The following is a 24,570-nucleotide window of genomic DNA, read 5'->3' as shown; positions in this document are numbered from 1 at the left end:
CCGGATCGGCCACGCCGCCCTGACCAGCAGGGTTGGGGTCCGCGTACGCCGTAAGCTCGGGGCGTCGCCCTGTCGTGGAAGGGAAGCGTTCCATGAGCACTCCGCCGTTCCTCACCCTGCCGGCCTGCGCGCGGGCCGCGCGGGTCGCGACGCCCCGGGGGGAGTTCGCGGTGCTGCGGGCGGAGCCCGCCGGGGCGGTGCGCGGGTCGGCCTTGCTGGTGCCGGGCTTCACCGGCAGCAAGGAGGACTTCATCGGCCTGCTGGAGCCGCTCGCCGCCGCCGGGTTCCGGGTGACGGCCGTGGACCAGCGCGGGCAGTACGAGACCGGCGGACCGGACGAGGCGGCCGCGTACGAGGTGGCCGCGCTGGGCGCGGACGTGCGGGCGCTGACCGGGGTGCTCACGGCCGAGGACGGGCCGCTGCACCTGCTGGGGCACTCCTTCGGGGGCCAGGTGGTGCGGGAGGCGGTGCTCGCGGCCGCCGCGGACGGCCCGCTGCCCTGGCGTTCGCTGACCCTGGTCTCCACCGGCCCGGGCGCGATCGACCCGACCGAGGCGGCCCGCACCAAGCTGCTGCTGGACGCCCTCCCGGTCATGACCCTGGAGGAGATCTGGCAGGTCATGCGGCAGATGGACGAGAGCAGCGGGGAGCCGAGGGCCGCCCTGGCACCGGAGGTCGCGGAGTTCCTGCACCGCCGCTGGGTGGCCAATGTGCCGCAGGCGCTCGCCGTGACCGGCGGGCACCTGGTGTCGGCGCCGGACCGGGTGGACGAGCTGGCCGCGGTGGTCGCCGGGGTGCTGCCGGTGCTGGTGCTGTCCGGCGTGCGGGACTACGCGTGGCCGGTGCCGGAGCAGTCCCGGATGGCGGAGCGGTTGGGCGCCCGCCGGGTCGTCGTCGCGGACGCGGGCCACTCCCCCAACGCGGAGCAGCCGGCCGCCACGGCCGAGGCGCTGGCCGCGTTCTGGGCCTGAGCCGCACCGGCCCCGCCCGCCCTGCCGGAGTGGTCTGAACCACTTTCGACATTTCGTCCGTCCTCGCACGGGACAAAAGTCGTTAGTTACGGTAATCTTTGATTCTGTCCGGGAATCATCGCCGGCCCTCTCACCGGAGCCACCAGGCGAAACCTGGACTTCACCGACGGGCAACGGCCCAGTAGCACCGCCACGACACCGTGGCTGCACGAGGCAATCGACGCACCGGGCAAGCAGGGGGAGCACTTGCCGCAGCAGGCCGCCGCACGCACCGCGCCACCACTCCGGCAGTTCCGCCGGATCCGCACGACCCCGAAAGGGCTGATACCCACTCAGCCGCGATCGCCCCGCCCGGCGGGGCCAGGAAAGGAGACGCCCATGACCAAGCCCATGCGCTTCGAGATCCTCCGACTGGACGACACCGACGGCTCCGCCGCCGACCGCCTGATCGCCGACGCCGAAACCGTCCGCGAGTACGTCGAGGCCGCCGCCCGCACCGGCGAACGCCTGCTCATCCGCCCGTGCCCGACCGTCTGACCGAGCGCGGCGCCTCCGACCGGGAGCCCTCACCCGCCGCCGACGAACCGGGCACGTCCGACCCCGACGTCCCGATACCCGACTGACGCCCCGTCACCGCATCCGCCGCCGACGGGGCGTCAGTGCGTCCGGGCCCGAACGCCGGACGTTTGCCGCCGCCCGCGACGGGACATCCCCCAACGGGAACCGCCTGCGCCGCGCCCACCCCGCGTCGGCCGGGAGTCCGCCACCGACAGGTGCCGCCGTAGCCGTCCGTACGGGTGATCGTCCTTGACGCGGCGGTCCGGAGGGAGGAGCGTTGTCGGCTATGAGGGGCGAGCCAAGCTGCCCGAGGTGCGCCGGCCGGGTCCGCGCCCCCGGTCTGTTCTCAGACACCTGGCAGTGCGACCGGCACGGAGCCGTTCACCCGATGCAGCCGGTGCTGCCCCCCAGTGTGGAGGCCCTGGGCGTGGCCGTCGCCCGCTCGCAGGTCCCGGTCTGGCTGCCCTGGCCGCTCCCCGTCGGCTGGCTCTACACCGGCATCAGCCACGTCGGCGACGACGTCTCGGGCGCCCGCGCCACGGCCGTCGCCTGCTCCGGACCGGCGCCGCTCGGCGGCTTCGGCGAACTGGTGCTGGTCGCCGAGGAGCTGGGCGTCGGGCTCGGCGCCCGGTACGCCGGGCTGCCCGGGCCGGACCCGGGCGACTCCGTCGGCCTCTACAAGCCCGCCGACGCCAAGCTGATGGCCGCCGGGCGCCCCACCCCGATGTTCCACGTCCCGGACGCCCCGGCGGACCGCGCGGTGTTCGTCGGCGAGGCCCGCGGGCTGTGGCTCTGGGCGGTCGCCTGGCCCGAGCAGTCCGCCCTCGTCATGTACGACGAACTGGTGCTCACCGACCTGCGCGAGGCCGGCGCCGAGCTGGACCTGCTGCCCTGCGGGGCGCTCTCCCCCCGACTGCTCGGCTGACCGGCCGCACGGCCTATCCTGGGCGGCACCCGAGCCTCCAGGAGCCCGCCCCGTGCGCATCGACCTGCACGCCCACAGCACCGCCTCCGACGGCACCGACAGCCCGGCCGAGCTGGTCGCGGCGGCGGTGGCCGCCGGCCTCGACGTGGTGGCGCTCACCGACCACGACACCGTCGCCGGCCACGCCGAGGCGGCCGGGGCGGTGCACGCGCTGCCGGACGGCACCCGGCTGACCGTCGTCCCGGGCGCCGAGCTGTCCTGCGTGGTGGACGGCATCAGCATGCACCTGCTGGCGTACCTGTTCGACCCGCAGGAGCCGGAGTTCGCGCGCGAGCGGGAGCTGGTGCGCACCGACCGGTTCCGGCGCGGGCGCGCGATCGTGGAGCGCTGCCGCCGGCTCGGTGCGGACATCAGCTGGGAGCAGGTGCAGCGGATCGCCGGGGCCGGCTCGGTGGGGCGCCCGCACATCGCCAGCGCGCTGGTCGAGGCGGGCGTGGTGGCGACCGTCTCGGACGCCTTCACCCCTGACTGGCTGGCCAACGGCGGCCGGGCGGACGTGCGCAAGCACGAGACCGACCCGGTGCAGGCGGTCCGGCTGGTCCGGGCGGCCGGCGGGGTGCCGGTCTTCGCCCACCCCGGTGCGGACAAGCGCGGCCGGACGGTCCCCGACCAGGTGATCGCCGACCTCGCGGCGGCCGGCCTGGCCGCGCTGGAGGTCGACCACACCGACCACGACGAGGACACCAGGCGGCGGCTGCGCGGCCTGGCGGCCGAGCTGGGTCTGCTGGTGACCGGCTCCAGCGACTACCACGGCAGCCGCAAGACCGTGCGGCTCGGCGAGTACACCACCGATCCGGCCGTGTACGAGGCGCTGCTGGCGCAGGCCACCGGGGCCAAGCCGATCGAGCGCTGAACCGCCCGATCACCGGACCGCCCGATCACCGGACCGCCCGAGCGCCGAGCCGCGAGGCGCTGGGCGGCCGTCCGCGCGACCGGCCGCCCCGCCGCGCTCCGGCGTACCGCAGCGCGGGGCGGGCACGCGCAGCGGCCCGCACGCCCCTCCTGAACGGCCGTCAGTCCAGTCGGGCCCCGCGCCGGTCCGGATCGCGCAGGTCGGTGCCCTGGTTCAGCCAGCGCTCCTGGAGCGCGGCCGCGCCGTGCACCCGCTTCCACCCCGCCTCGTTGGGCGTCATCGGCAGCAGCGGCAGGAAGCGCACCGGCTCCGCCGGCTCGGCCAGTTCGAGGTCCTCGACCAGGCCTCCCGGCTCGGCGGCCAGCACCGAGGTGAAGGGGGCGCCGTCCCAGAGCGGGGCGCCGAGGTCCAGCGAGCCGCCCGGGGCCACCACGAGGCCCTCGACCTGCGGGGTCGCGGCGAAGGTGGCGAGGCTGCGCAGCACGCTGTCGTGCCCGCCGCGCACGGTCAGCACCAGTTCGACCCGCGGTCCGCGCACCTGGTCGGCGACCGGCGAGGTCGGGTCGGCCATCGGCGCGGCGGACATCCCGAGCGTGGCGTAGCGGACCAGGCCCTCGGCGTCCGGGCCGAAGCGCAGCACCTCGATCCGGTCGGCGCCGAGGAAGGTGACGGCGGCGCGGCCGCCCGGCTCGCCGAAGGTCGCGATCAGCCGGGCCTCGACGGCGGCCAGCACCGCCTCCCGGGAGAGTTCCGGGGAGCTGCCGCCGTGGGGGTCGCCGAAGGACGGGAAGTCATGCGCCATGCCGGTGAGCGTAACCCGCCGGGGTGTCCGGGCCTCCGGGGGGCGGTGCGGCGGGCCGTGCCGTCAAGGGCCCGTAAAGGCAGGTGAAACCCCGGGGCGCCGATACCCGGTCAGATGTTAGGGTGAGCGACTGGCCACCGGGACGGTTCGTCCCGGGGCGGCGGCGCGAAGGAGGTGGTTGCGGTGGATACCGGCCGACCATGCAGTACCGGCAGCTCTGCCCGGCCCCGACTTCCCCGCATTCCCCGCCTCTTGGGCCCCACCGGCTGATCCAGCCGTAGTGGCCCGGGCGCGGACCGACGGCGGACGGCCGGCCGGGAGAGCACCCTCGTCCCCTTCACCGGTGTTCCTCGCCGTCGCACCACGGCCCTGCTTCCCGCGTTCCCGTGCCGCCGTGCGACGGCTCCTGCCCCAGGGAGCCTGCCATGTCGATGATCAACAGCCTGCGTGCCGCCGTCCGCACCAACCGCCGCCGGGACCTCGTCGGCCCGTACGACGCCGTGCCGGAAGGCGGCAGCTCGGCGATCGTTGACTGCGCGGTGTACCAGCACGGTCGGCGCAACGGTGAGACCTGCAGCCCGCGCGACGCCGCCCGCCGGGTCAAGGCGGCGCACCAACTCCCGGACGAGGCGGGCTCGTTCAGCTGGATCGGGCTGCACGAGCCGACCGAGGCGGAGTTCGAGGGCATCGCCCAGCGCTTCGGGCTGCACCCGCTCGCGGTGGAGGACGCGGTGCACGCGCACCAGCGGCCCAAGGTGGAGCGCTACGACGACGTGCTCTTCGCCGTCTTCAAGACGATCCGCTACGTCGAGCACGACCAGCTGACGCCCACCAGCGAGGTGGTGGAGACCGGCGAGCTGATGGTGTTCGCCGGGCGGGACTTTGTGATCACCGTCCGGCACGGCGGCCACGGCTCGCTCCAGGAGCTGCGGCACCGGCTGGAGGCGGACGCGGACGAGTCCGGGCTACTGGCCAAGGGGCCGTCCGCGGTGCTGCACGCGATCGCCGACCACGTCGTCGACAACTACCTGCTGGTCGCCGAGCGGCTGCAGAACGACGTGGACGAGATCGAGTACGGCGTCTTCTCGGCCAAGGGCGGGCGCAGCGCCGACGTCGGCCGGGTGTACCAACTCAAGCGCGAGGTGCTGGAGTTCAAGCGCGCCGTGGTGCCGCTGTTGCGTCCGATGCAGCAGCTGTCGGAGCCGCTGCAGAGCCTGGTGGGCCCGGACATCCAGAAGTACTTCCGGGACGTCGCGGACCACCTGGCCCGGGTGACGGAGCAGGTGCACGGCTTCGACGAGCTGCTGAACTCGCTGCTGCAGGCGAACCTGGCCCAGGTGTCGGTGGCGCAGAACGAGGACATGCGGAAGATCACCGCCTGGGCGGCGATCTTCGCGGTGCCCACCATGATCACCGGCGTGTACGGGATGAACTTCGACTACATGCCGGAGCTGCACAGCCCGTACGGCTATCCGACGGTGCTCGGCGCGGTGACGCTGATCTGCGTGGGGATGTACCGGGGCTTCCGCCGCAACGGCTGGCTGTGACGGAGGCGCGCCGCCGCACGTCCCGCCGCCGCACGCCCGCCACCCCGCACGTCCCGCCGCCGACCGCGCCCACCCCGCCCGGCCCTGCTCGGCCCCGGGGCTACCTGCGCCCGCCGCGGGCGACCAGGACCAGCCCGAGCAGGATCAGCACCACCGCCGGGTAGGCGGCCGCCGGGGGCCACTGGCCGAGCCAGAGGGCGGCGATCAGGGCGGCGCCCGGCGTCTCCAGCAGGATCGCGGTGGAGGTGATCGACGGGCCGAGGTTGCGCACCACCCGGTTGCTGAGCGAGTGCCCGAGCAGCTGGGCGGTGGCCATCAGCAGCACGATCTGCCACCACGCCCCGGCCGACCAGCCGGACAGCGACGTCCCGGTGGCCAGGCAGATCACCAGCAGGCCGACCGCCGTGGTGGCGTAGCAGACCAGGGTGTACCCGGTGGTGCTGACGGTCTTGCGGACCTCGGCGCCGAGCAGCATGTAGCCGGCCGCGGCCAGGCCGGCGGCCAGGGCGAGGGCGTCGCCGAGCAGGGCGCGCGGGGAGAGCGAGAGGTCGACGCCGGTGAGCACCAGCACGCCGGCGAAGGCGACCACGGTGCCGAGCCAGACCATCCGCGGGGCGCGGACGCCGAACAGCCGCATCAGCAGGATGGTCCACAGCGGAGTGGTGGTCACCAGGGCGGTGGCGGAGGCCACCGAGGTCATCCGCAGGCTGGGCATCCAGAGCGCGAAGTGCACGGCGAGCAGTGCACCGGCGGCGATCGCGAGCAGCAGCGCCCGTCGGCCGATGCCGCGCAGTTCGGCGCGGTGGCGCAGCAGCGCGTAGGGGCCGAGGACGCCGACGGACATGACGTTGCGCCAGAAGGCGATCGCCAGGGCGGGCGCGGCGGTGGCGCTGATCAGCGGGCCCGAGAGCGAGATGCCGCCGATGGAGACGGCGAGCAGCAGCAGGTCCAGGGTGGGGAGCGGGTGCGCCGGCCGCGGGTCGGCGGCGGCGGACGCGGCGCCGGTGGGCGCGGCAGCGGCGGACGCGGTGCCGGCAGGGGCGGTCGCGGGGGCAGCAGGGGTGGCAGGGGCGGTCGCGGGCCGGGCGGCGGGCACGGCGCTCCTTCGGGGTCACGTGGTCGGGCCGCTCATACGGTAAGGCCCGTGGCGCCGCAATGGAACTGTCTTCCGGAGGCTGAGACGTCTCGTGGACGGGGCGGGACGAGGGCTGCGGCGACCCCGTACGCTGTCCGCCATGGACCGTACGCCCGCCGCCGCGACCGCCGACGACTTCCTCGACCAGGCCCTGCTGGAGGAGGCCGCGAAGAAGTCCGGGCTGCTCTGGGTGCGCGCGGACGGCGAGGAGCACGCCCGTCCGCTCTGGCACGCCTGGCACGACGGCGCGGTGGTGGTGGTCGGCGGGGGCGGTGAGCAGCCGCTGCACGGCCTGACGCCGGGCGCCGGGGCCGTGGTCACCGTGCGCAGCAAGGACAAGGGCGGCCGGCTGACCGGCTGGGCCGCCGTCGTGGTCGAGCCGGCACCGGGCAGCGAGGCCTGGCTGGGCGCCGTGGAGGAGCTCAAGGGGAAGCGGCTGAACGCTCCCGACACCGACACCATCGCCGAGCGCTGGGCCCGCGAGTGCCGGGTGCTGCGGCTGGAGCCCACCGGTGCGCTGAGCGAGCGCCCGGGGGCGATGCCGGAGGGCTCGCTCGCGGCCCGGCCGATGCCCACCGGGGCCACCACCCGCCGCCCGATTCCGGCCGGTCTGCCCAAGCTGCTGTTCAAGCGCCGCTGACGGTTCCCCCGACCGTCGGGAGGAGTCCGCGTGCGCGACGCCCGCGGCCGCTACCGTGCCTCGGCGGGCCCGGTCCCCGGCGCACGGGTAGCCTTGGCCGCGGGCGCGCTGGGCGCGCCCTGACCAGGCATCGAGCGATCAGAGGGAGTTCATGGCAGGGCCAGGGACCCGGGTCTTCATCTCCCACCTCTCCGGCATCGCGGTCTTCGACCCGAACGGGGACCAGGTCGGGCGGGTCCGGGACGTGGTGGTCTCGCTGCGGCTCGGCGGGCGCCCGCCGCGGGTGCTCGGCCTGGTGGTCGAGGTCGTCGGCCGGCGCCGGATCTTCCTGCCGATGACCAGGGTGACCAGCCTGGAGTCCGGTCAGGTGCTCACCACCGGCCTGATCAACCTGCGGCGCTTCGAGCAGCGCCCGTCCGAGACCCTGGTGCTCGGCGAACTGCTGGACCGCACCGTCATCTGGTCCAAGACCGGTGAGGAGGTCACCGTGCTGGACGTCGGCATGGTGCAGACCCGGTTGCGGGAGTGGGAGATCAGCAAGGTCTTCGTCCAGGTCGGCCGGGCCGGCCGGCTGCGCAAGGCCAAGGGCGAGCGGCTCACCCTGGACTGGCAGGACGTCACCGGCTTCGCCCTGCCCGAGCAGGACCAGGGCGCGGCCAACCTGCTCGCCACCTTCGAGCAGCTGCGCCCGGCCGACCTCGCCAGCGTGATGCACCACCTGTCGGCCAAGCGCCGCGCCGAGGTGGCCGCCGCACTGCCGGACGAGCGGCTCGCGGACGTCATGGAGGAGCTGCCCGAGGACGACCAGGTCGAGATCATCGGCAAGCTGAAGGACGAGCGCGCCGCCGACGTCCTCGAGGCGATGGACCCGGACGACGCCGCCGACCTGCTCTCCGAGCTGCCCGGCGACGAGGCCGAGCGGCTGCTCCAGCTGATGGAGCCGGAGGAGGCCGAGCCGGTGCGCCGGCTGCTCACGTACGAGGAGGACACCGCCGGCGGTCTGATGACCACCGAGCCGATCGTGCTGGAGCCGGACGCGACCGTCGCCGAGGCGCTGGCCCGGATCCGGATCAGCGACCACAAGCCCGCGCTGGCCGCGCAGGTCTTCGTCTGCCGGCCGCCGAACGAGACCCCGACCGGCCGCTACCTGGGCACCGTGCACTTCCAGCGGCTGCTGCGCGAGCCGCCGTACGTCCTGGTCGGCTCACTGGTGGACGACGACCTGGACCCGCTGCCGCCGGACACCCCGCTGTCGCTGGTCACCAGCTACCTGGCGACCTACAACCTGGTGGCCGCGCCGGTGGTCGACGAGGCGGACCACCTGCTGGGCGCGGTGACCGTCGACGACGTGCTCGACCACCTGCTGCCCGAGGACTGGCGCGACGCCGCCCTGCACGCCCGCGACGACGAGAACGAGGAGGCGCCCGGTGGACGGTGACCGCAACGGACGGACGGACGACTCCGCCCGCCGCCGCCTGCAGCGCGAGCTGCGGGAACTGCGCCAGCTGCGCGAGCTGCGCACCCGCGAGGGCGGCGGCCGGGAGCGCCTGGAGACGGCGCCGATCACGGGCTCCGGGCGCGCCCGGCTCGACCAGCCGCGCACCGCCCGGCCCGGCCTGCTCTCGCTGCCCTCCTACGACCCCGAGGCCTTCGGGGTGCTGTCCGAGCGGATCGCCCGCTTCCTCGGCACCGGGCGATTCATCGTCTGGATGACGGTGGTGGTCGTCATCTGGATAGGGTGGAACACCCTGCTGCCGTCGGCCGTGCGCTTCGACAGGTACCCGTTCATCTTCCTCACCCTGGCCCTGTCGCTGCAGGCCTCCTACGCGGCGCCGCTGATCCTGCTGGCGCAGAACCGCCAGGACAACCGGGACCGGGTCAACATGGAGCAGGACCGGGCCCGCAGCGACCGCAACATCGCCGACACCGAGTACCTGGCCCGCGAGGTCGCCGCGCTGCGGCACGGGCTCGGCGAGGTCGCCACGCGGGACTTCATCCGCTCGGAACTGCAGTCGCTGCTCAAGGAGATGGACGAACGCCGGGACGCCTCCGGCGCCTTGTGACCGGCGGCACGCTACCGACCGGTTAACCGGTTCGCCCGGAGCCGTACCATCAAGGCATGGCCAACGAGACAGAGGTCGCGGCAGGCGTCACGGAGGAGTCCGTGCGCGAGGCCCTGGCGACCGTCAACGACCCGGAGATCAACCGCCCGATCACCGAGATCGGGATGGTGAAATCGGTCGAGATCGCCGAGGACGGCGCGGTGCGCGTCGCGGTCTACCTGACCGTCTCCGGCTGTCCGATGCGCGACACCATCGTCACCCGCGTCCGCGAGGCGGTCGGCAGGGTGCCGGGCGTGACCGGTGTCGAGGTCGAGCTCGACGTGATGAGCGACGAGCAGCGCAAGGAGCTGTCCCAGCTGCTGCGCGGCGGCGCCCCCGAGCGGGAGATCCCGTTCGCCAAGCCGGGCACGCTGACCCGCGTCTACGCCGTCGCCTCCGGCAAGGGCGGCGTCGGCAAGTCCTCCGTGACGGTGAACCTGGCCGCGGCGATGGCCGCGGACGGCCTGAAGGTCGCCGTGGTGGACGCCGACATCTACGGCCACAGCGTGCCGCGCATGCTGGGCGTCGAGGGCCGGCCGACCCAGGTCCAGGACATGATCATGCCGCCGCAGGCGAACGGCGTGAAGGTCATCTCGATCGGGATGTTCACCCCGGGCAACGCCCCGGTGGTCTGGCGCGGCCCGATGCTGCACCGCGCGCTGCAGCAGTTCCTCGCCGACGTGTGGTGGGGCGACCTGGACGTGCTGCTGCTGGACCTGCCGCCCGGCACCGGCGACATCGCGATTTCGGTGGCCCAGCTGGTCCCCAACGCGGAGATCCTGATCGTCACCACCCCGCAGATGGCCGCCGCCGAGGTGGCCGAGCGGGCCGGCACCATCGCGGTGCAGACCCACCAGAAGATCGTCGGCGTGATCGAGAACATGTCCGGCATGCCGTGCCCGCACTGCGACGAGATGATCGACGTCTTCGGCACCGGCGGCGGTCAGACCGTCGCGGACGCGCTCACCCGCACCGTCGGCGCGACCGTCCCGGTGCTCGGCTCGATCCCGATCGACGTCCGGCTGCGCGAGGGCGGCGACGACGGCCGCCCGGTCGTGCTCGCCGCCCCCGACTCCCCGGCCGGCGCCGCCCTGCGCGCCGTGGCGGGCAAGCTCGGCGGCCGCCAGCGCGGCCTGTCGGGCATGTCGCTCGGGCTGACGCCCAAGAACAAGTTCTGACCGGGCGGCCGAGCGGGCCGGACGGCCGACCGGGGTCCTGGCGGCCGAGCGGGCCCTGACGGCCGACCGGGCCCCTGGCGGCCGAGCGGGTCCTGACGGCGGACGGACGACGGCCGGGCGGAGGTTTCCGCCCGGCCGTCGCCGTGTCTCCGCGGTCCTACGGGCGGGTGTAGCCGCCCAGGTCGGCCACGGTGGCGAAGCCGACGCCGTAGGCGCTGACGCCGCGTCCGTAGGCACCGAGCAGGACGCCGGGGGCCTCGCCCGCGAGCACCCAGCCGTACTCCGACTCGCGGTAGCGGAAGGGCTGCGGCAGGCCGTTGACCGGCAGGCTGAGGGTCGACCAGCCGGGGCCGGCCAGGTCGTCGGCCAGGTCCCAGGCCAGGGAGCTCTGCTGGTCCAGCCAGTCCTGGCGCAGCGCGCGGTCCAGCTGGCCGGGCCAGGTCGCGGCGAGCAGTCCGGAGCCGGCCAGCCAGGCGGCGGAGGAGGCGGAGGTCGCCTCCAGCGTGCCGGTGTTGTCGGCGCTGCGGCGGCTGTCCCGGCGGGCCACCGTCACCACGACCGCGAACTTGCGCACGTCCCGCGGCTCGTACTGCTTGGCCGGCTCGTCGCCGTGCCCCAGGGTGCCGTAGTCGACGCTGCCGCCCGCCGCCCCGGCCCGGGGGCCGCCGGCGCCGGCCTGCATCAGGTAGCGGCGGCCGGTCCAGCCGTCGTCCAGTCCGTACCAGGGGAAGTCGGCGGACAGGTAGGGCAGCAGCGGGTCCGCCGGGCCGGCCTGTCCGCCGACCACCGGGCCGCCGGCCGTGGCCGTCGCCCCTCCCGCCTGACTCGTCGCGTCCATCCCCGGGCCTCCTCAAACGCACGTGTGCCTGCCGTGGAGCGCTCCCATGGTGGCGCACCTCGGCGTTCCCGGGGGGCCGTTCGCGGTCCGTGGTGGCGCGGATGTGACGGACGGCTCAGCGGGAACAATCAGCACAATAGCGGCGCGGACGCCGCTGCCCCGCTCAGCCGGGCGGCCGGGCGGGGCGGCGGCGTCCCGTCGTCGCGGGGCGGGAAAGGGCCCTCAGGTGGCGTCGGGGTCGAACGGCGGGCGCTCGCCGGCCTGCAGCGGGGCACCGGTGGAGGCGGCTGCCGCCGGGGCGGCCTTCTCGAAGCTGACGCTGCCCGCCCGGCCGTTCACGGGCGCCGCGGGCCGGTCGTCCAGGACGGAGCGGATGTCGAGCGAGTCCTTCATGTCCTTGAGGCCCAGCGGGTCGTCCTGGCCGCCCATGAGCTGCTTGCGGACGAAGGTCTTGGGGTTGAGGTCCTCGAACTCGAAGTCCTTGAACTCGGGGCCCAGCTCGCTGCGGATGTCCTCCTTCGCGTTGTCGGCGAAGGAACGGACCTTGCGGATGAAGCCCATGGTGTCCTGGATCAGCTTCGGCAGCTTGTCGGGGCCGAAGATGATGATCGCCATCACGATGAGGGTCAGGATCTCCAGCCCGCCTACGTCGCTGAACACCTTTGCTCCCTAGCTCGCCGGACGACGGTTCCTCCAGGGTAATGGCCACCGGTGGGTCCCTGACCCACGCTGCGATGAAGCCGTGGTAAAGACCAGCCGGTGGCCGGGCCCGGAGGAGGGGTGGGTGCGCTAGCGGATCTGCTGGCGCAGGGCCGCGACGCTGCCCGGGTAGCGCTCGGGCGGGGAGGACGGGCTCGCTCCGCGGGTGGCGACGACCGGATGGGCCTGGAAGTCCACCGGGACCTGCACCGACATCGGGACGAGGCCGCCGCCGCGGCCGCCGCCGCTGATCGGGCTGACCGTGGTGCCGTGCTGGTCCTCGCCCTGGGCGAGGCCGCCGACGCCGCCGAGCGTCACCGCGGCGACCGAGAAGGCGCCCGCGGCGGCGAAGACGAGGCGGCGCCCGCGCGCGGAGGCGCGGCCGGCGGCCGCAGCGGGCTCCGGACGGGCGGTGGGCTCCGGGCGGCCGGTGCGCCGGCCCATCAGCGGCCGCAGCACCGACCCGCGCCCGAAGGCCCGCGGGTCCACCCCGGGCACCGGGGCGCCGGCGCCGAGCGCGCCCGCGCCGAAGGAGGCGCCGGCGCCGCGGCCGAAGGAGCCGCCGGTGAGCCGGCTGCCGCCGAGCGTGCCGGTGGCGGCGACCCCGCCGCCGGGCAGGTCGTCGTCGTCGCGCCAGCCGGCGTCCGCCGGGCCGTCGTCCGGGAGGTTGCCGACGGCCATCAGCCGGGCCATCAGCGCGGAGGAGGGGCCCGGGGTGTCGGTGCGGGTCAGCAGGTGCTTGACGGCGCGGCCCTCGTCCGCCTCGGCCAGGCACTGGGGACAGGTCGCTAGGTGCGCCTGGACCCGCTCGCGCGAGTCGTGGCCGAGCTCGCCGTCCAGGAACGCGGAGAGCCGCTCCCCGAGGTGGTGTTCCTCGGCGGCGGGCTCGACGGGCCGTACGGGCACCGCGCGCAGCTCCGTGTCGCCCGGCAGCGGGACGGCGGGCGGCAGCGGGACGGCGGGCGGCAGCGGCTCGCCGGGGTCGTCACCGGCCCGGCGGCCCAGCGGCCAGCTCCGCCGGGTCTGGGCGCGGTCGGACGACCCCGACCGTTCCGGACCGGACCGGCTGGTTCCGCTCACCATCGCCTCCGTCCGCGCCCACCCGGTGCGGCCGCGACCTCGGCGGCCACGGCGCCGACCGGCACCGGCTCCTCCGAGCCGCCGCGGCGCTCGCGCCCGGGGGCCTGGCCGGGGGCGCGGTGCTTGAGCGCGGCGCGCAGGTGCGAGCGGCCGCGGTGGATGCGGCTGCGGACGGTACCGAGCTTGACGCCCAGGGTGGCGGCGATCTCCTCGTAGGACAGGCCCTCGATGTCGCAGAGCACCACGGCGGCGCGGAACTCCGGGGCGAGGGTGTCCAGGGCCTGCTGGACGTCGGCGTCGAAGTGGGTGTCGCTGAAGTGCTGGGCCGGGCTGGGCTCGCGGGAGGCGAGCCGCTCGGCCGCGTCCTCGCCGAGCGCATCGAAGCGGATGCGCTGGCGGCGGCGGACCATGTCCAGGAAGAGGTTGGTGGTGATCCGGTGCAGCCAGCCCTCGAACGTGCCGGGGGTGTAGGTGGACAGCGAGCGGAACACCCGGACGAAGACCTCCTGGGTGAGGTCCTCGGCGTCGTGCTGATTGCCCGTCAGGCGGTAGGCGAGGCGGTAGACGCGGGCGCTGTGCGCCTCGACGATCTCCTCCCAGCTGGGCGGAGTCCAGGTCTGCGCGTCGGGGCCTTCGGCGAAGGTCGCGAGGGCGGGGGCCTCGGTGGTACCGGCGGCCGGCGTCTCGGCGGCGGGCTGGTCCAGGTCGGAGTGCGCAGGCTGGTTCATCACGGGCTTCGGCGTACGGGCCGACGCGGTGCCGCGGGGGTGCCGCCGCACGGGGACGTCGCCCTCGGCCACACCTCCTCGGTCGGCTCTTCTGCCCAGCAGGGCCACCACCATATCCACCTCACCCGTCAAGCCCGGATAAAAGTGCCCGGGAGGTCTCCCGCACCCGGTCACGATGACAACGGCCCGCCGCAGTACGCGGTTCCCGCCCGGCCAGTAATCTGTGGCAGGAAATATCGACATCCCCCGCACCGGGCCGCCGCCCGGGGCTCCGAAAGAGGCAGCCATCAGCGAGTTCGGGCCCGCGCGCGCGGCCCTCGCCGACACCTACGTGGGCGAGGACGCGGTGCTGACCTACGCCCGGGCGCAGTCCGCGCGGACCGGGATACGGGCCATCGGCCCGAGCGGCGGCGCGTGCCTGCGGCTGCTGGCCGCCGCGCTGGACGCCAAGGCGGTGGCCGAGATCGGCACCGGCACCGGGGTGTCCGGGGTCTACCTGCTGCGCGGGATGCGGCCGGACGGCGTGCTCACCACCGTGGACGCGGAGCCGGTGCGCCAGCAGCTGGCCCGCGAGGCCTACCAGGCGGCCGGGTTCGCGGCCAACCGCTCCCGGTTCATACCGGGCCGGGCCCTGGAGGTGCTGCCGCGGCTCGCCGACGGCCAGTACGACCTGGTGTTCTGCGACGGCGATCCGGCCGAGTCCCGGGAGTACCTGCTGGAGGCGCTGCGCCTGCTGCGCCCCGGCGGGATGGTCTGCTTCGAGGGGGTCTTCCAGGAGGGCCGGCTGGCCGAGCCGGAGCTCCAGGACCCGCAGACCGGCGCGGTGCGCGACCTGGTCCGGGACGTCCGGGAGAGCGAGGCGCTGCTGCCCGCCCTGCTGCCCGTCTCCGACGGGCTGCTGTGCGCCGTGAAGCGCTGAGGTCCGCCGCGGCCGGTGCGGCGCCGGTGCTCCCCGCCGGTCCGGGGAACGCGCGGGCCCGGGCCGACATGACGTCGTGCCCGGGCCCGGCGGTACGTCTCCAGGAGACGGCGAGCACCCGCTGCGGTCAGCCGCAGGCCTTCTTCAGGGCTTCGCCCAGGGCGTCGGCCTCGTCAGGCGTGAGCTCCACCACGAGGCGTCCGCCGCCTTCGAGCGGAACGCGCATGATGATGCCCCGCCCCTCTTTGGTGACTTCGAGCGGGCCGTCACCCGTCCGCGGCTTCATGGCCGCCATGCTCGTTCCCCTTCCTGCAACCGCTCAGCTACGCACCGGCAGTCCGTCCACCGCCGGTATCGAACGCATTGATCGGAAGCCATTATCCCGCATGCCACGGCCTGATGACCAACATCACTCTCGGTGCAACCTCGGCCGGACCGGCTCCAACCGCCCCAATTGGCGTCATAAGCCCCGGCGCGGCGGCGGTGGCGACACCGCGGGAAGGTGCGATACCTCACACTCCCCACCCCGCCCCGCGCTCCGGCATCCTGGCACGACCACCCACGCGACGATCGCTGAGGAGCCCTCGCCCATGTCCGATTCCGTCCTGTACGAGCTGGACGGCGGCCTCGCCGTCATCACCATCAACCGCCCGGAGGCGATGAACGCGCTGGACGTCGCCACCAAGGTCGCGCTGCGCGACGCCGTGACCGAGGCCGCCGGAAACCGGTCGGTGCGGGCGGTGCTGCTCACCGGCGCGGGCGACCGGGCGTTCTGCGTCGGGCAGGACCTCAACGAGCACCTGGCGATGCTGAAGCGGGCCGACGAGACCGGCGAGGGCGCGCTGCGGACCGTCGCCGAGCACTACAACCCGCTGACCCGGGCGCTGGCCGGGATGCGCAAGCCGACCGTCGCCGCGGTCGGCGGGGTGGCGGCCGGCGCCGGCGCCTCGCTCGCCTTCGCCTGCGACTTCCGGATCCTCTCCGACCGGGCCGGCTTCAACACCGCCTTCGCCGGGATCGGTCTGACCGCCGACTCGGGCGCGTCCTGGACGCTGCCCCGGCTGGTCGGGCACGCCAAGGCCACCGAGCTGCTGATGCTCCCCCGGACGGTCAAGTCCGCCGAGGCGATGGAGCTGGGCCTGGCCACCAAGGTCGTGCCGGCCGAGGAACTCGCCGCGACCGCGCGGGTCTTCGCCCGCGAGCTGGCCGAGGGCCCGACCGTGGCCTACGGCGCCATCAAGGAGTCGCTGGCGTACGGCGCTTCGCACTCGCTGGACGAACTGCTCGACAAGGAGGACGAGCTGCAGACCCTGGCCGGCGACAGCGAGGACCACCGGATCGCGGTGCGCGCCTTCATCGCCAAGGAGAAGCCGAAGTACGTCGGGCGCTGAGGCTCAGCGCCCCCGCCTGCCGCCGGTGCGGACGTGGCAGTCCGCCAGGTGGTCGTCGACCAGACCGCAGGCCTGCATCAGGGCGTAGGCGGTGGTCGGGCCGACGAAGCGGAAGCCCTCCTTCTTCAGCGCCTTCGCCAGCGCCGTCGACTCGGGCGTGACGGCCGGCACCTCCGCCAGGGTGCGGGGGGCCGGCCGGTCCGGGTCCCCGGCGAACCGCCAGATCAGTGCGTCCAGCCCGCCGTCCAGGTCCCGGGCGGCCCGGGCGTTGGCGATCGCCGCGTCGATCTTGGCCCGGTTGCGGATGATGCCGGTGTCGGCGAGCAGCCGCTCCCGGTCCGCCTCGCCGAACTCGGCGACCTCGGCGATCCGGAAGCCCGCGAAGGCGGCCCGGAAGCCCTCCCGGCGGCGCAGGATGGTCAGCCAGGACAGACCGGACTGGAAGGCCTCCAGGCAGACCCGCTCGAACAGGGCGTCGTCGCCGTGCACCGGGCGGCCCCACTCGGTGTCGTGGTAGACGCGGTAGTCGTCGGTCGAGTCGCCCCAGCCGCAGCGGCGCAGGCCGTCCGCGCCGAGCACCGCGCCGGCGGGGGCGGCCGGGAACCCGGCGGCCTCGGTCACCGGTCCCTCCGGGGCTCGGCGTCCTCGGGGGCCTCGGCGGGCGCCGCGGCCGGCCGGACCACCTTGGCGAACTCCTCCAGGCCGGGCAGCGGCTCGGCCGCCGGATCCGGGGCGGTGGTGGCCTCGACCGCGCCGCGCAGGTGGGCGGCGGCCTCCAGCTCGGCGATCCGCGCGTCGCGGTAGGCCAGTTCGGCGCCGAGGCGGTCCAGGACGTCGTCCACCTCGTCCATCCGGTAGCCGCGCACGGCCATCGGCAGCCGGAGGTCGTCCACGTCCGTCTTGCTCAGCGGGCGGTCCTGCGGCAGCCGCGCGGAGATGCGGTCCGGCACCGCCTCCGGCATCGAGCCGCCCCCGCCCAGCGCCACCAGCGCGGCGCCGCCGACCACCACGGCCATGGCGACCACGATCACCCAGAACACGAGCTGTCCTCCCGAACTCCCGGCCGGTCCTCGATCAAGTGCCAGCGAACCAGACTGATCATGACAGCATGGTCCCCAAGTGAGGCCGGGGGCCATCATCGCACCCGCAGGAGCTGTGGAGGAGACATCGGTGGCACTGCGCCTGGGACCGCGCGAATTCGGTGACGACGAGCTGGTGATCATGGCGATCGTCAACCGCACGCCGGACTCGTTCTTCGACAGGGGCGCGACCTTCGCCGACGAGGCCGCGTTCGCCGCCGCCGAGCGCGCGGTGGCCGAGGGCGCGGCGATCCTGGACATCGGCGGGGTGAAGGCCGGCCCCGGGGACGAGGTCTCGGTCGAGGAGGAGCTGCGGCGCACCGTGCCCTTCGTCGCCGAACTGCGCAAGCGCCACCCCGGCGCCGTGATCAGCGTGGACACCTGGCGGCACGAGGTCGGCGAGGCGGTCTGCGAGGCGGGCGCGGACCTGCTGAACGACGCCTGGGGCGGGGTGGACCCGAAGCTCGCCGAGGTGGCCGCCCGGTACGACGTCGGGCTGGTGTGCACCCACGCGGGCGGCGCCGAGCCGCGCACCCGGCCGCACCGGGTCGGCTACCAGGACGTGATGGCGGACATCCTGCGGGTGACCGTCGGGCTGGCCGAGCGGGCGGTGGGGCTGGGCGTCCGCCGGGACGCGGTGATCATCGACCCGGGGCACGACTTCGGCAAGAACACCCGGCACTCGCTGGAGGCCACCCGGCGGCTGCCGGAGATGACCGCGACCGGCTTCCCGGTGCTGGTCTCGCTCTCCAACAAGGACTTCGTCGGGGAGACCCTGGACAAGCCGGTGGACGAGCGGCTGCTGGGCACGCTGGCCACCACCGCGGTCTCGGCCTGGCTGGGGGCCCGGGTCTACCGGGTGCACCAGGTCGCGCAGACCCGCGAGGTGCTGGACATGGTCGCCTCGATCCGGGGCACCCGCCCCCCGGCGGTGGCCCGCCGGGGGCTGGCGTGAACGGCGGGCGGCCCTCCTCCGACGGCCGCCCGGTCCCGTTCGGCCGGATCCCGCCCACCGGCGGGCTCCGGTTCGCCGGCTAGATCTCGTTCACCGGCCGGCGGGCGTCGGCGAGGATCTTCATGACCTCGTCGATCTCGTCCGTGATGTGGAAGAGCTCCAGGTCGTGGGGGGCCGCCTTGCCCTGCGCGACCAGGGTGCTCTTCAGCCACTCGTACAGGCCGCCCCAGTAGGCGCTGCCGTAGAGGATCACCGGGAAGCGGGTGACCTTCTTGGTCTGCACCAGGGTCAGCGCCTCGAACAGCTCGTCCAGCGTGCCGAGGCCGCCGGGCAGGACCACGAAGCCCTGGGCGTACTTCACGAACATCGTCTTGCGGACGAAGAAGTAACGGAAGTTCAGCCCGAGGTCGACGAACTCGTTGAGGCCCTGCTCGAAGGGCAGCTCGATGCCCAGCCCGACGCTCATGCCGCCGGCCTCGGAGGCACCGCGGTTGGCGGCCTCCATGGCGCCCGGGCCGCCGCCGGTGATCACCGCGTAGCCGGCCTCGGCGAGGGCGCGGCCGATGGCCACCCCGGCCTCGTACTCCGGCGAGTCGACGGGCGTCCGGGCGGAGCCGAAGACGCTGATCGCGGGCGGGAGTTCGGCGAGGGCGCCGAAGCCCTCGACGAACTCGGAGGTGATCCGCAGCACCCGCCAGGGGTCGGTGTGCAGCCAGTCCGTGGGGCCGGTGGTGTCCAGCAGGCGCTGGTCCGTGGTGCTGGTGCCGACCTGATCCCGGCGCACCAGCACCGGGCCCTTCTGCTTCTCGGGCCAGGCCTTCGTCTTCCGGGGCACGCCGACCTGCTCGGGGCCGTGTCCGTAGTGCTTGTCGTCTCCTGTGCCTGTCATGACGAAACCCTACGTCGACCTTCCCCCGTTTTCAGGCAACGGGAGGAGGTCGATCGGGGAACCGGACGGTGGCGTCCGGCTGCTCGCCGGACCGACCGCCGCTGCGGGGATCGGCTGGTCAGGCCGGTCGGACGGTCGGCTGGTCGGACCGGTGAGGCCGGTCGGCCGGTCGGACCGGTCAGCTGGTCAGCCAGGCGCGCAGCCGGGCCTCGGTCTCGGCGATGGCGCTCAGCGAGCAGTGCTCGTCCCGCTTGTGCGCGAAGTTCGGGTCGCCGGGCCCGTAGTTGACCGCCGGCACGCCGAGCGCGCTGAACCGGGCGACGTCGGTCCAGCCGAACTTGGCCCGGGCCTGGCCGCCGGTGGCCGCCAGGAAGGCCTGCGCGGCGGGCTGCGAGAGGCCGGGCAGCGCGCCCGGGGCGAAGTCGGTGACGGTCAGCTCGAAGCCGTCGAAGACCTCGCGCACGTGCTTCTCCGCCTCGGCCTCGCTGCGGTCCGGCGCGTAACGGAAGTTGACCGTGATCACGCACTCGTCCGGGATCACGTTGCCGGCCACGCCGCCGTCGATCCGCACCGCGTTGAGGCCCTCGCGGTACTCCAGGCCGTCGATCTCCACCCGGCGCGGCCGGTAGTCGGCGAGCCGGGTGAGCACCTCGGCGGCGCGGTGGATGGCGTTGTCGCCGAGCCAGCTGCGGGCCGCGTGGGCGCGCACGCCGGTGAGCCGGATCTGCGCCCGCAGGGTGCCCTGGCAGCCGCCCTCGACCACGGCGCCGCTGGGCTCCATCAGCACCGCGAAGTCGGCGGCCAGCCACTCCGGACGGTCCTTGGCCAGGTGCCCGAGGCCGTTGCGGTGGGCCTCCACCTCCTCGCAGTCGTAGAACACGTAGGTGAGGTCGCGGTTGGGTTCGGTCAGCGTGGCGGCCAGGCGCAGCGCGACGGCCACGCCGGACTTCATGTCCGAGGTGCCGCAGCCGTAGAGCAGGTCCCCGTCGACGTACGAGGGCAGGTTGTCGGCGATCGGCACGGTGTCCAGGTGGCCGGCCAGGACCACGCGCTCGCCGCGGCCCAGGTGGGTGCGGGCGACCACGTTGTTGCCGTAGCGGTCCACGGTGAGGTGCGGGTAGCCGCGCAGGGCGGCCTCCACGGCGTCGGCGAGCGCCTGCTCGTCGCCGCTCACCGAGGGGAAGTCGACGAGTCGGGCGGTCAGCGTGCCGCCGTCGAGGGTGAGGTCCAGGGGCGTCGGGTTCGGGCTGCTCATGGCGTCAGCCTAGCCGTGCGGGTGGGCGCTCCACGGGCTCGTGCTGTGACGCGCTCGGCACCCGGATCGGCAACCGGGGTGCGCCGCACACCCGTCCGAGTCGGTACGGTGTCGGATCAGGACGGCGGGCGCGAGAGGGGCGAGGGTGGCCAGGAGAAGGCGCGGCGGGCAGCTGGACGAGGAGCAGGGCGACGAAGCGGCGCCCCGCCGCTCCGGTCCGGTGCGTGCGCTGCTGCTCGTGCTGGTCGGGCTGGTCGGCCTGGCGATGGTCGCGGGCCTGGCGGTGGTCGGGATCTGGTGGTTCGGGTTCCGGCCGGGTGCCACCGAGGAGTGCTCGGTGAAGACCGCGGCCGGCAGCGGCACGCTGGAGCTTCCGCAGGCCGCCAACGCCGCGACGATCGCCGCGGTGGCGCGCTCGCGCGGACTGCCGGACCGGGCGACCGCGATCTCGCTGGCGACCGCCATGCAGGAGTCCAAGCTGCGCAACCTGGCGGGCGGCGACCGGGACTCGATCGGCCTGTTCCAGCAGCGGCCCTCGATGGGCTGGGGGACCCCGGCGCAGATCGCGGACCCGGTGTACGCGACCAACAAGTTCCTGGACGGCCTGGTCAAGGTCCCCGGCTACACCCGGATGCCGCTGACCGACGCGGCGCAGGCCGTGCAGAAGAGCGGCTACCCCCAGGCCTACGCCAAGCACGAGACCAAGGCGACGCTGCTCACCTCGGCGCTGGCCGGGCGCGAGCCGGCCTCCTTCAGCTGCGTGGTGCACGACTACGCCAAGCCGGACCCGGGCGACTCGTCCTCCCCGACCGCGAGCGCCTCGGCCGCCCCGGCGGCGCAGCCGGACCGCGCCCAGGTGCTGTCGGACCGGGTGCGCCGGGAGTTCGGCCGGACGGTCACCCCGGCCACCGGCTACACCTCGACGATCAAGGGTGCCGAGAACGCCGTCGCGCTGACGCCGGACCCGGCCGCCGCCGCGCTGACCTCCTCGGCGGACGGCGGGGCCGACGCCGGGGCGAACGCGGAGCGGACCAGCGGCTGGGAGGTGGCCCACTGGGCGGTGGCCCAGGCCCAGCAGCTGGGCATCGCGACGGTCGCCTACGACGGGAAGATCTGGCGCAAGACCAAGTCCGAGGACGGCTGGCAGACCCAGACCTCGGGAACGTCGACCAAGCTCGTTCAGGTCACCCTCGCGCCGTACGACAAGGGCTGACGCACTGGTGTACGGGTTGCCGCCGAACGGGTGGTTCCGGTCAACTTCGGTGGACCGACCGCCCGTTCCGGCGATCCCGGCTGGAGAACCGTCACTCCCCTTGGCGCGCGCCGGTGCAGGGGCGCGCGACAGGAGTCCGCAGGCCCTTCCGCTGCAGTCATACGATCCGATGGTCGGCTGGGAACTTTCCTTGCACCGGCCGAAACCTTCTGGCTTCTCAAGCGGTAACAACACCGTCCGCCCGGTCCCGTCCAGGCCCGGTCGTCCACCCGGTGGACGGGACGGACCCAGACCCCTTCGAGGAGCCCCATGTCTCACCCCCTCACGCGCCGGATCGCCCAGGCCGCGCTCGTCGTGGCCGCCGGCGCGACCCCGCTGGTCGCCGCCGGCTCCGCGTCCGCCCTGGGCGGGGACGCCCTGCTTCCCAAGAGCGACCTCGCGGCGCCGCTGGGCCAGCTGACCAACACCGACACCGGTTCCACCCTCCAGCACACCACCCACCAGCTCGGCCAGGCGGCCGGCACCACCGGCGCGGCCACCGTCGCCGCGGGCGTGCCCGCCTCCGCCGACGCCGCCGGCAGCATCGTCGCCCACCAGCTCCCCGAGGCGAACGAGAAGGCCAGCTCGCTGACCGCCCCGGTCGACCAGACCGCCGCCACCACCGGCCAGCTCTCCGCCGTCACCCCGAAGGTCGCCTCGGCGCTGGCCGGCAAGCTCGGCGAGGCCGTCACCGGCAAGGGCATGGGCACCCGCAGCGCCGACGCCGCCGCCAGCCCCGTCGGCGGCCTGGGCCAGGCGGGCTCCGTCGCCCACGCCGTCCCCGGCGCCGACAAGCTCTCCGGTGCCGTCCCCGGCACCAGCGCCGTCACCGACGCGCTGCCGCTCAGCTCGGTGGAGCGCGCGCTGCCGCTCGGCCCGGTCGAGCACGCCCTGCCCGGTGGCCTGCCCGGCACCGACGTCCTCGGCCTCGCCGAGCACGGCTCCGCCAACCGCCTCGGCGGTGCCGACCTCGGCCCGAACAACCCGCTGTCCGGCCTGACCAACTCGCTCGGCCCGGTCGGCGGCCTGCTGGGCGGCGTCAACGGCGGCAGCATCAGCGGCCTGCCGGTGTAGTCCGCGCATGCGGAAGGGGACGGTGTTCCGCTCGGAACACCGTCCCCTTCGTCGTGTCGTCGGCCCGGCCGCGACGCCGGCTGCGCCGGATCGTCAGCGCGCCGCGCCCAGCCGCTCGACGGCCGCGGCGACCCGCTCGTCGGTCGCGGTGAAGGCGACCCGGACGAAGCGCTCGCCGGCCGGCCCGTAGAAGTCCCCGGGCGCCACCAGGATGCCCAGACCGGCCAGTTCGGCCACGGTCTCCCAGCACGGGCGGTCCTGGGTCGCCCACAGGTAGAGGCTCGCCTCGGAGTGCTCGATGCGGAAGCCGTACGCCTCCAGCGCCGCCCGCAGCGCCGAGCGCCGGGCCGCGTACCGCTCCCGCTGCTCGGTCACGTGGGCGTCGTCCGCCAGCGCCGCGGCCGTCGCCGCCTGGACCGGCGCCGGCACGATCATCCCGCCGTGCTTGCGCACCTCCAGCAGCTCCCTGACCACCACCGGGTCGCCCGCGACGAAGGAGGCGCGGTAGCCCGCCAGGTTGGAGCGCTTGGAGAGCGAGTGGACGGCCAGCAGGCCCGTGTGGTCGCCGCCGCAGACGTCCGGGCGCAGCACCGAGACCGGCTCGGCCTCCCAGCCCAGCTCCAGGTAGCACTCGTCGCTGACCAGCAGCGCGCCGTGCTCCCGGGCCCACTCGACGGCGCGGCGCAGCTCGTCCGCGCCGAGCACCCGGCCGGTCGGGTTGGACGGCGAGTTCACCCAGAGCAGGCGCACCCGGGAGCCGTCCAGCTCGTCCACGGAGTCGTACGCGACCGGCTCGGCGCCGCACAGCCGGGCGCCGACCTCGTAGGTCGGGTAGGCGAGCCGGGGGTGGGCGACCTGGTCGCCCGGGCCGAGGCCGAGCTGGGTCGGCAGCCACGCCACCAGTTCCTTCGAGCCGACGGTCGGCAGGACGGCCTGCGGGCCGATCACGGCGCCGCAGCGGCGGTCCAGCCAGCCGGCGATCGCCTCGCGCAGCTCCAGCGGCCCCCAGACGGTCGGGTAGCCGGGCGTGTCGGTGTGGGCGGCCAGCGCCTTCTGGATCACCTCGGGGACCGGGTCGACGGGCGTGCCGACGGAGAAGTCGCAGAGGCCGCCCGGGTGGGCGAGGGCGGTGGCCTTGTAGGGCTCCAGCTTGTCCCAGGGGAACACGGGGAGCCGGTCGGAAACGCGGCGCGCCGCCCCCGGGTGGCCCGGGAGCGGCGCTCGCGTGCTGTTCGTGCTCACAGCTCAGTAGCCACCGATCGTCAGTGGTCGGCGTTCTGCGGCGGCAGAGCGGCGATGAACGGGTGGTCCCGCTCGATGAGGCCGAGCTTCGAGGCGCCGCCGGGCGAGCCCAGGTCGTCGAAGAACTCGACGTTCGCCTTGTAGTAGTCCTTCCACTCCTCCGGAGTGTCGTCCTCGTAGAAGATCGCCTCGACCGGGCAGACCGGCTCGCAAGCACCACAGTCGACACACTCATCCGGGTGGATGTAGAGGGACCGCTGGCCCTCGTAGATGCAGTCAACCGGGCACTCTTCGATGCACGCCTTGTCCTTCACGTCGACACAAGGCTGCGCGATGACGTAGGTCACGCTGTCGTTCCTCCTCGGAAGGGCCCTGGCGGCCCGTTCTGTTCTGCTCGC

Annotated in this window: 27 protein-coding genes; 14 read left to right on the top strand and 13 right to left on the bottom strand. The window is 74.4% G+C overall.

Going from position 1 to position 24,570, the window contains the following annotated elements; translation table 11 throughout:
- Window positions 1-92: 92 nt before the first annotated feature.
- The 4 genes from ABT247_RS02405 (at window position 93) to ABT247_RS02390 (ending at window position 3,367) form a co-directional block, all read left to right on the top strand.
- On the top strand, window positions 93-971 hold the full coding sequence (locus ABT247_RS02405) for an alpha/beta fold hydrolase (protein WP_350736652.1): 879 nt from the start codon (window positions 93-95) through the stop codon (window positions 969-971).
- Between the two features lie 390 nt (window positions 972-1,361).
- On the top strand, window positions 1,362-1,508 hold the full coding sequence (locus tag ABT247_RS02400) for a DUF8834 family protein (RefSeq protein WP_502892368.1): 147 nt from the start codon (window positions 1,362-1,364) through the stop codon (window positions 1,506-1,508).
- A gap of 307 nt (window positions 1,509-1,815) precedes the next feature.
- Window positions 1,816-2,454, top strand: coding sequence for a DUF6758 family protein (locus tag ABT247_RS02395; protein WP_350736650.1), 639 nt, complete (start codon window positions 1,816-1,818; stop codon window positions 2,452-2,454).
- 52 nt (window positions 2,455-2,506) lie between these two features.
- Window positions 2,507-3,367 carry a PHP domain-containing protein gene (locus tag ABT247_RS02390; RefSeq protein WP_350736648.1) on the top strand — a complete coding sequence of 287 codons (861 nt, stop codon included), beginning with the start codon at window positions 2,507-2,509 and terminating at the stop codon, window positions 3,365-3,367.
- Window positions 3,368-3,527: 160 nt separating this feature from the next.
- Here ABT247_RS02390 and ABT247_RS02385 read toward each other — a convergent pair whose 3' ends face one another.
- Window positions 3,528-4,169, bottom strand: coding sequence for a suppressor of fused domain protein (locus tag ABT247_RS02385; protein ID WP_350736646.1), 642 nt, complete (start codon window positions 4,167-4,169; stop codon window positions 3,528-3,530).
- A 425-nt stretch (window positions 4,170-4,594) separates the two neighbouring features.
- Here ABT247_RS02385 and corA point away from each other — a divergent pair, with 425 nt between their 5' ends.
- Window positions 4,595-5,716: a magnesium/cobalt transporter CorA gene (gene corA, locus ABT247_RS02380; protein WP_350736643.1), complete on the top strand. Its 1,122-nt coding sequence runs from the start codon at window positions 4,595-4,597 to the stop codon at window positions 5,714-5,716.
- Between the two features lie 100 nt (window positions 5,717-5,816).
- Here corA and ABT247_RS02375 read toward each other — a convergent pair whose 3' ends face one another.
- A complete protein-coding gene (locus ABT247_RS02375) occupies window positions 5,817-6,812 on the bottom strand; it encodes a DMT family transporter (protein WP_350736640.1) in 996 nt (331 codons plus the stop codon).
- Window positions 6,813-6,951: 139 nt separating this feature from the next.
- On the opposite strand from ABT247_RS02375, the gene ABT247_RS02370 reads away from it, so the two are divergent.
- From ABT247_RS02370 to ABT247_RS02355, 4 genes are all read left to right on the top strand, one after another.
- Complete coding sequence (locus tag ABT247_RS02370; protein WP_350736638.1) at window positions 6,952-7,491, top strand: hypothetical protein; 540 nt, start codon at window positions 6,952-6,954, stop codon at window positions 7,489-7,491.
- Window positions 7,492-7,642: 151 nt separating this feature from the next.
- Complete coding sequence (locus ABT247_RS02365) at window positions 7,643-8,929, top strand: magnesium transporter MgtE N-terminal domain-containing protein (protein WP_350736635.1); 1,287 nt, start codon at window positions 7,643-7,645, stop codon at window positions 8,927-8,929.
- 76 nt (window positions 8,930-9,005) lie between these two features.
- A complete protein-coding gene (locus ABT247_RS02360; protein WP_392894689.1) occupies window positions 9,006-9,554 on the top strand; it encodes a DUF1003 domain-containing protein in 549 nt (182 codons plus the stop codon).
- 56 nt (window positions 9,555-9,610) lie between these two features.
- Window positions 9,611-10,771 carry an Mrp/NBP35 family ATP-binding protein gene (locus tag ABT247_RS02355; RefSeq protein ID WP_350736632.1) on the top strand — a complete coding sequence of 387 codons (1,161 nt, stop codon included), beginning with the start codon at window positions 9,611-9,613 and terminating at the stop codon, window positions 10,769-10,771.
- Between the two features lie 157 nt (window positions 10,772-10,928).
- On the opposite strand, the gene ABT247_RS02350 is transcribed toward ABT247_RS02355, so the two are convergent.
- The 4 genes from ABT247_RS02350 to sigE all read right to left on the bottom strand — a co-directional run bounded on the left by ABT247_RS02350 (window position 10,929) and on the right by sigE (window position 14,116).
- On the bottom strand, window positions 10,929-11,609 hold the full coding sequence (locus ABT247_RS02350; protein WP_350736629.1) for a hypothetical protein: 681 nt from the start codon (window positions 11,607-11,609) through the stop codon (window positions 10,929-10,931).
- Window positions 11,610-11,831: 222 nt separating this feature from the next.
- The gene (locus ABT247_RS02345) at window positions 11,832-12,269 is read right to left on the bottom strand and encodes a sec-independent translocase (RefSeq protein ID WP_350736625.1); all 438 of its coding nucleotides are present in this window, start codon (window positions 12,267-12,269) and stop codon (window positions 11,832-11,834) included.
- Window positions 12,270-12,398: 129 nt separating this feature from the next.
- On the bottom strand, window positions 12,399-13,388 hold the full coding sequence (locus ABT247_RS02340) for an anti-sigma factor family protein (protein ID WP_350736622.1): 990 nt from the start codon (window positions 13,386-13,388) through the stop codon (window positions 12,399-12,401).
- Window positions 13,385-14,116, bottom strand: a complete 732-nt coding sequence (sigE, locus tag ABT247_RS02335) for an RNA polymerase sigma factor SigE (protein ID WP_502892367.1) — start codon at window positions 14,114-14,116, stop codon at window positions 13,385-13,387. Before sigE ends, ABT247_RS02340 begins: the two co-directional genes overlap by 4 nt.
- A gap of 286 nt (window positions 14,117-14,402) precedes the next feature.
- Here sigE and ABT247_RS02330 point away from each other — a divergent pair, with 286 nt between their 5' ends.
- Entirely contained in the window at window positions 14,403-15,035 is a 633-nt protein-coding gene (locus ABT247_RS02330) for an O-methyltransferase (RefSeq protein WP_350736735.1), read from the top strand.
- A gap of 127 nt (window positions 15,036-15,162) precedes the next feature.
- Here the strand turns inward: ABT247_RS02330 and ABT247_RS02325 are convergent, their stop codons facing one another.
- A complete protein-coding gene (locus ABT247_RS02325) occupies window positions 15,163-15,330 on the bottom strand; it encodes a DUF3117 domain-containing protein (protein WP_014137929.1) in 168 nt (55 codons plus the stop codon).
- 295 nt (window positions 15,331-15,625) lie between these two features.
- On the opposite strand from ABT247_RS02325, the gene ABT247_RS02320 reads away from it, so the two are divergent.
- Window positions 15,626-16,426 (top strand): enoyl-CoA hydratase-related protein, encoded by an 801-nt coding sequence (locus ABT247_RS02320; RefSeq protein WP_350736617.1) that lies wholly within the window; start codon window positions 15,626-15,628, stop codon window positions 16,424-16,426.
- A 3-nt stretch (window positions 16,427-16,429) separates the two neighbouring features.
- Here the strand turns inward: ABT247_RS02320 and ABT247_RS02315 are convergent, their stop codons facing one another.
- Window positions 16,430-17,047 (bottom strand): DNA-3-methyladenine glycosylase I, encoded by a 618-nt coding sequence (locus tag ABT247_RS02315; protein WP_350736615.1) that lies wholly within the window; start codon window positions 17,045-17,047, stop codon window positions 16,430-16,432.
- A complete protein-coding gene (locus ABT247_RS02310; RefSeq protein WP_350736612.1) occupies window positions 17,044-17,466 on the bottom strand; it encodes a DivIVA domain-containing protein in 423 nt (140 codons plus the stop codon). Before ABT247_RS02310 ends, ABT247_RS02315 begins: the two co-directional genes overlap by 4 nt.
- A 181-nt stretch (window positions 17,467-17,647) precedes the next feature.
- Here ABT247_RS02310 and folP point away from each other — a divergent pair, with 181 nt between their 5' ends.
- Window positions 17,648-18,460, top strand: a complete 813-nt coding sequence (gene folP, locus ABT247_RS02305) for a dihydropteroate synthase (protein ID WP_350736732.1) — start codon at window positions 17,648-17,650, stop codon at window positions 18,458-18,460.
- A gap of 79 nt (window positions 18,461-18,539) precedes the next feature.
- Here folP and ABT247_RS02300 read toward each other — a convergent pair whose 3' ends face one another.
- Together ABT247_RS02300 and dapE are read right to left on the bottom strand one after the other, a co-directional pair.
- The gene (locus tag ABT247_RS02300; protein WP_350736609.1) at window positions 18,540-19,349 is read right to left on the bottom strand and encodes an LOG family protein; all 810 of its coding nucleotides are present in this window, start codon (window positions 19,347-19,349) and stop codon (window positions 18,540-18,542) included.
- Window positions 19,350-19,527: 178 nt separating this feature from the next.
- Entirely contained in the window at window positions 19,528-20,604 is a 1,077-nt protein-coding gene (gene dapE / locus ABT247_RS02295; RefSeq protein ID WP_350736606.1) for a succinyl-diaminopimelate desuccinylase, read from the bottom strand.
- A 145-nt stretch (window positions 20,605-20,749) separates the two neighbouring features.
- On the opposite strand from dapE, the gene ABT247_RS02290 reads away from it, so the two are divergent.
- Together ABT247_RS02290 and ABT247_RS02285 are read left to right on the top strand one after the other, a co-directional pair.
- On the top strand, window positions 20,750-21,817 hold the full coding sequence (locus tag ABT247_RS02290; RefSeq protein ID WP_350736603.1) for a VldE C-terminal domain-containing protein: 1,068 nt from the start codon (window positions 20,750-20,752) through the stop codon (window positions 21,815-21,817).
- A 309-nt stretch (window positions 21,818-22,126) separates the two neighbouring features.
- A complete protein-coding gene (locus tag ABT247_RS02285) occupies window positions 22,127-22,930 on the top strand; it encodes a hypothetical protein (protein WP_350736601.1) in 804 nt (267 codons plus the stop codon).
- A 93-nt stretch (window positions 22,931-23,023) separates the two neighbouring features.
- Here the strand turns inward: ABT247_RS02285 and dapC are convergent, their stop codons facing one another.
- Together dapC and fdxA are read right to left on the bottom strand one after the other, a co-directional pair.
- On the bottom strand, window positions 23,024-24,172 hold the full coding sequence (dapC, locus tag ABT247_RS02280; protein WP_350736599.1) for a succinyldiaminopimelate transaminase: 1,149 nt from the start codon (window positions 24,170-24,172) through the stop codon (window positions 23,024-23,026).
- Window positions 24,173-24,192: 20 nt separating this feature from the next.
- A complete protein-coding gene (gene fdxA, locus ABT247_RS02275; RefSeq protein ID WP_030287402.1) occupies window positions 24,193-24,519 on the bottom strand; it encodes a ferredoxin in 327 nt (108 codons plus the stop codon).
- Between the last annotated feature and the right edge of the window lie 51 nt (window positions 24,520-24,570).

The organism is Kitasatospora sp. NPDC001539 (genome assembly GCF_040298565.1).
GTDB lineage: Bacteria > Actinomycetota > Actinomycetes > Streptomycetales > Streptomycetaceae > Kitasatospora.
This window is presented reverse-complemented; position numbering and strand designations above follow the sequence as displayed.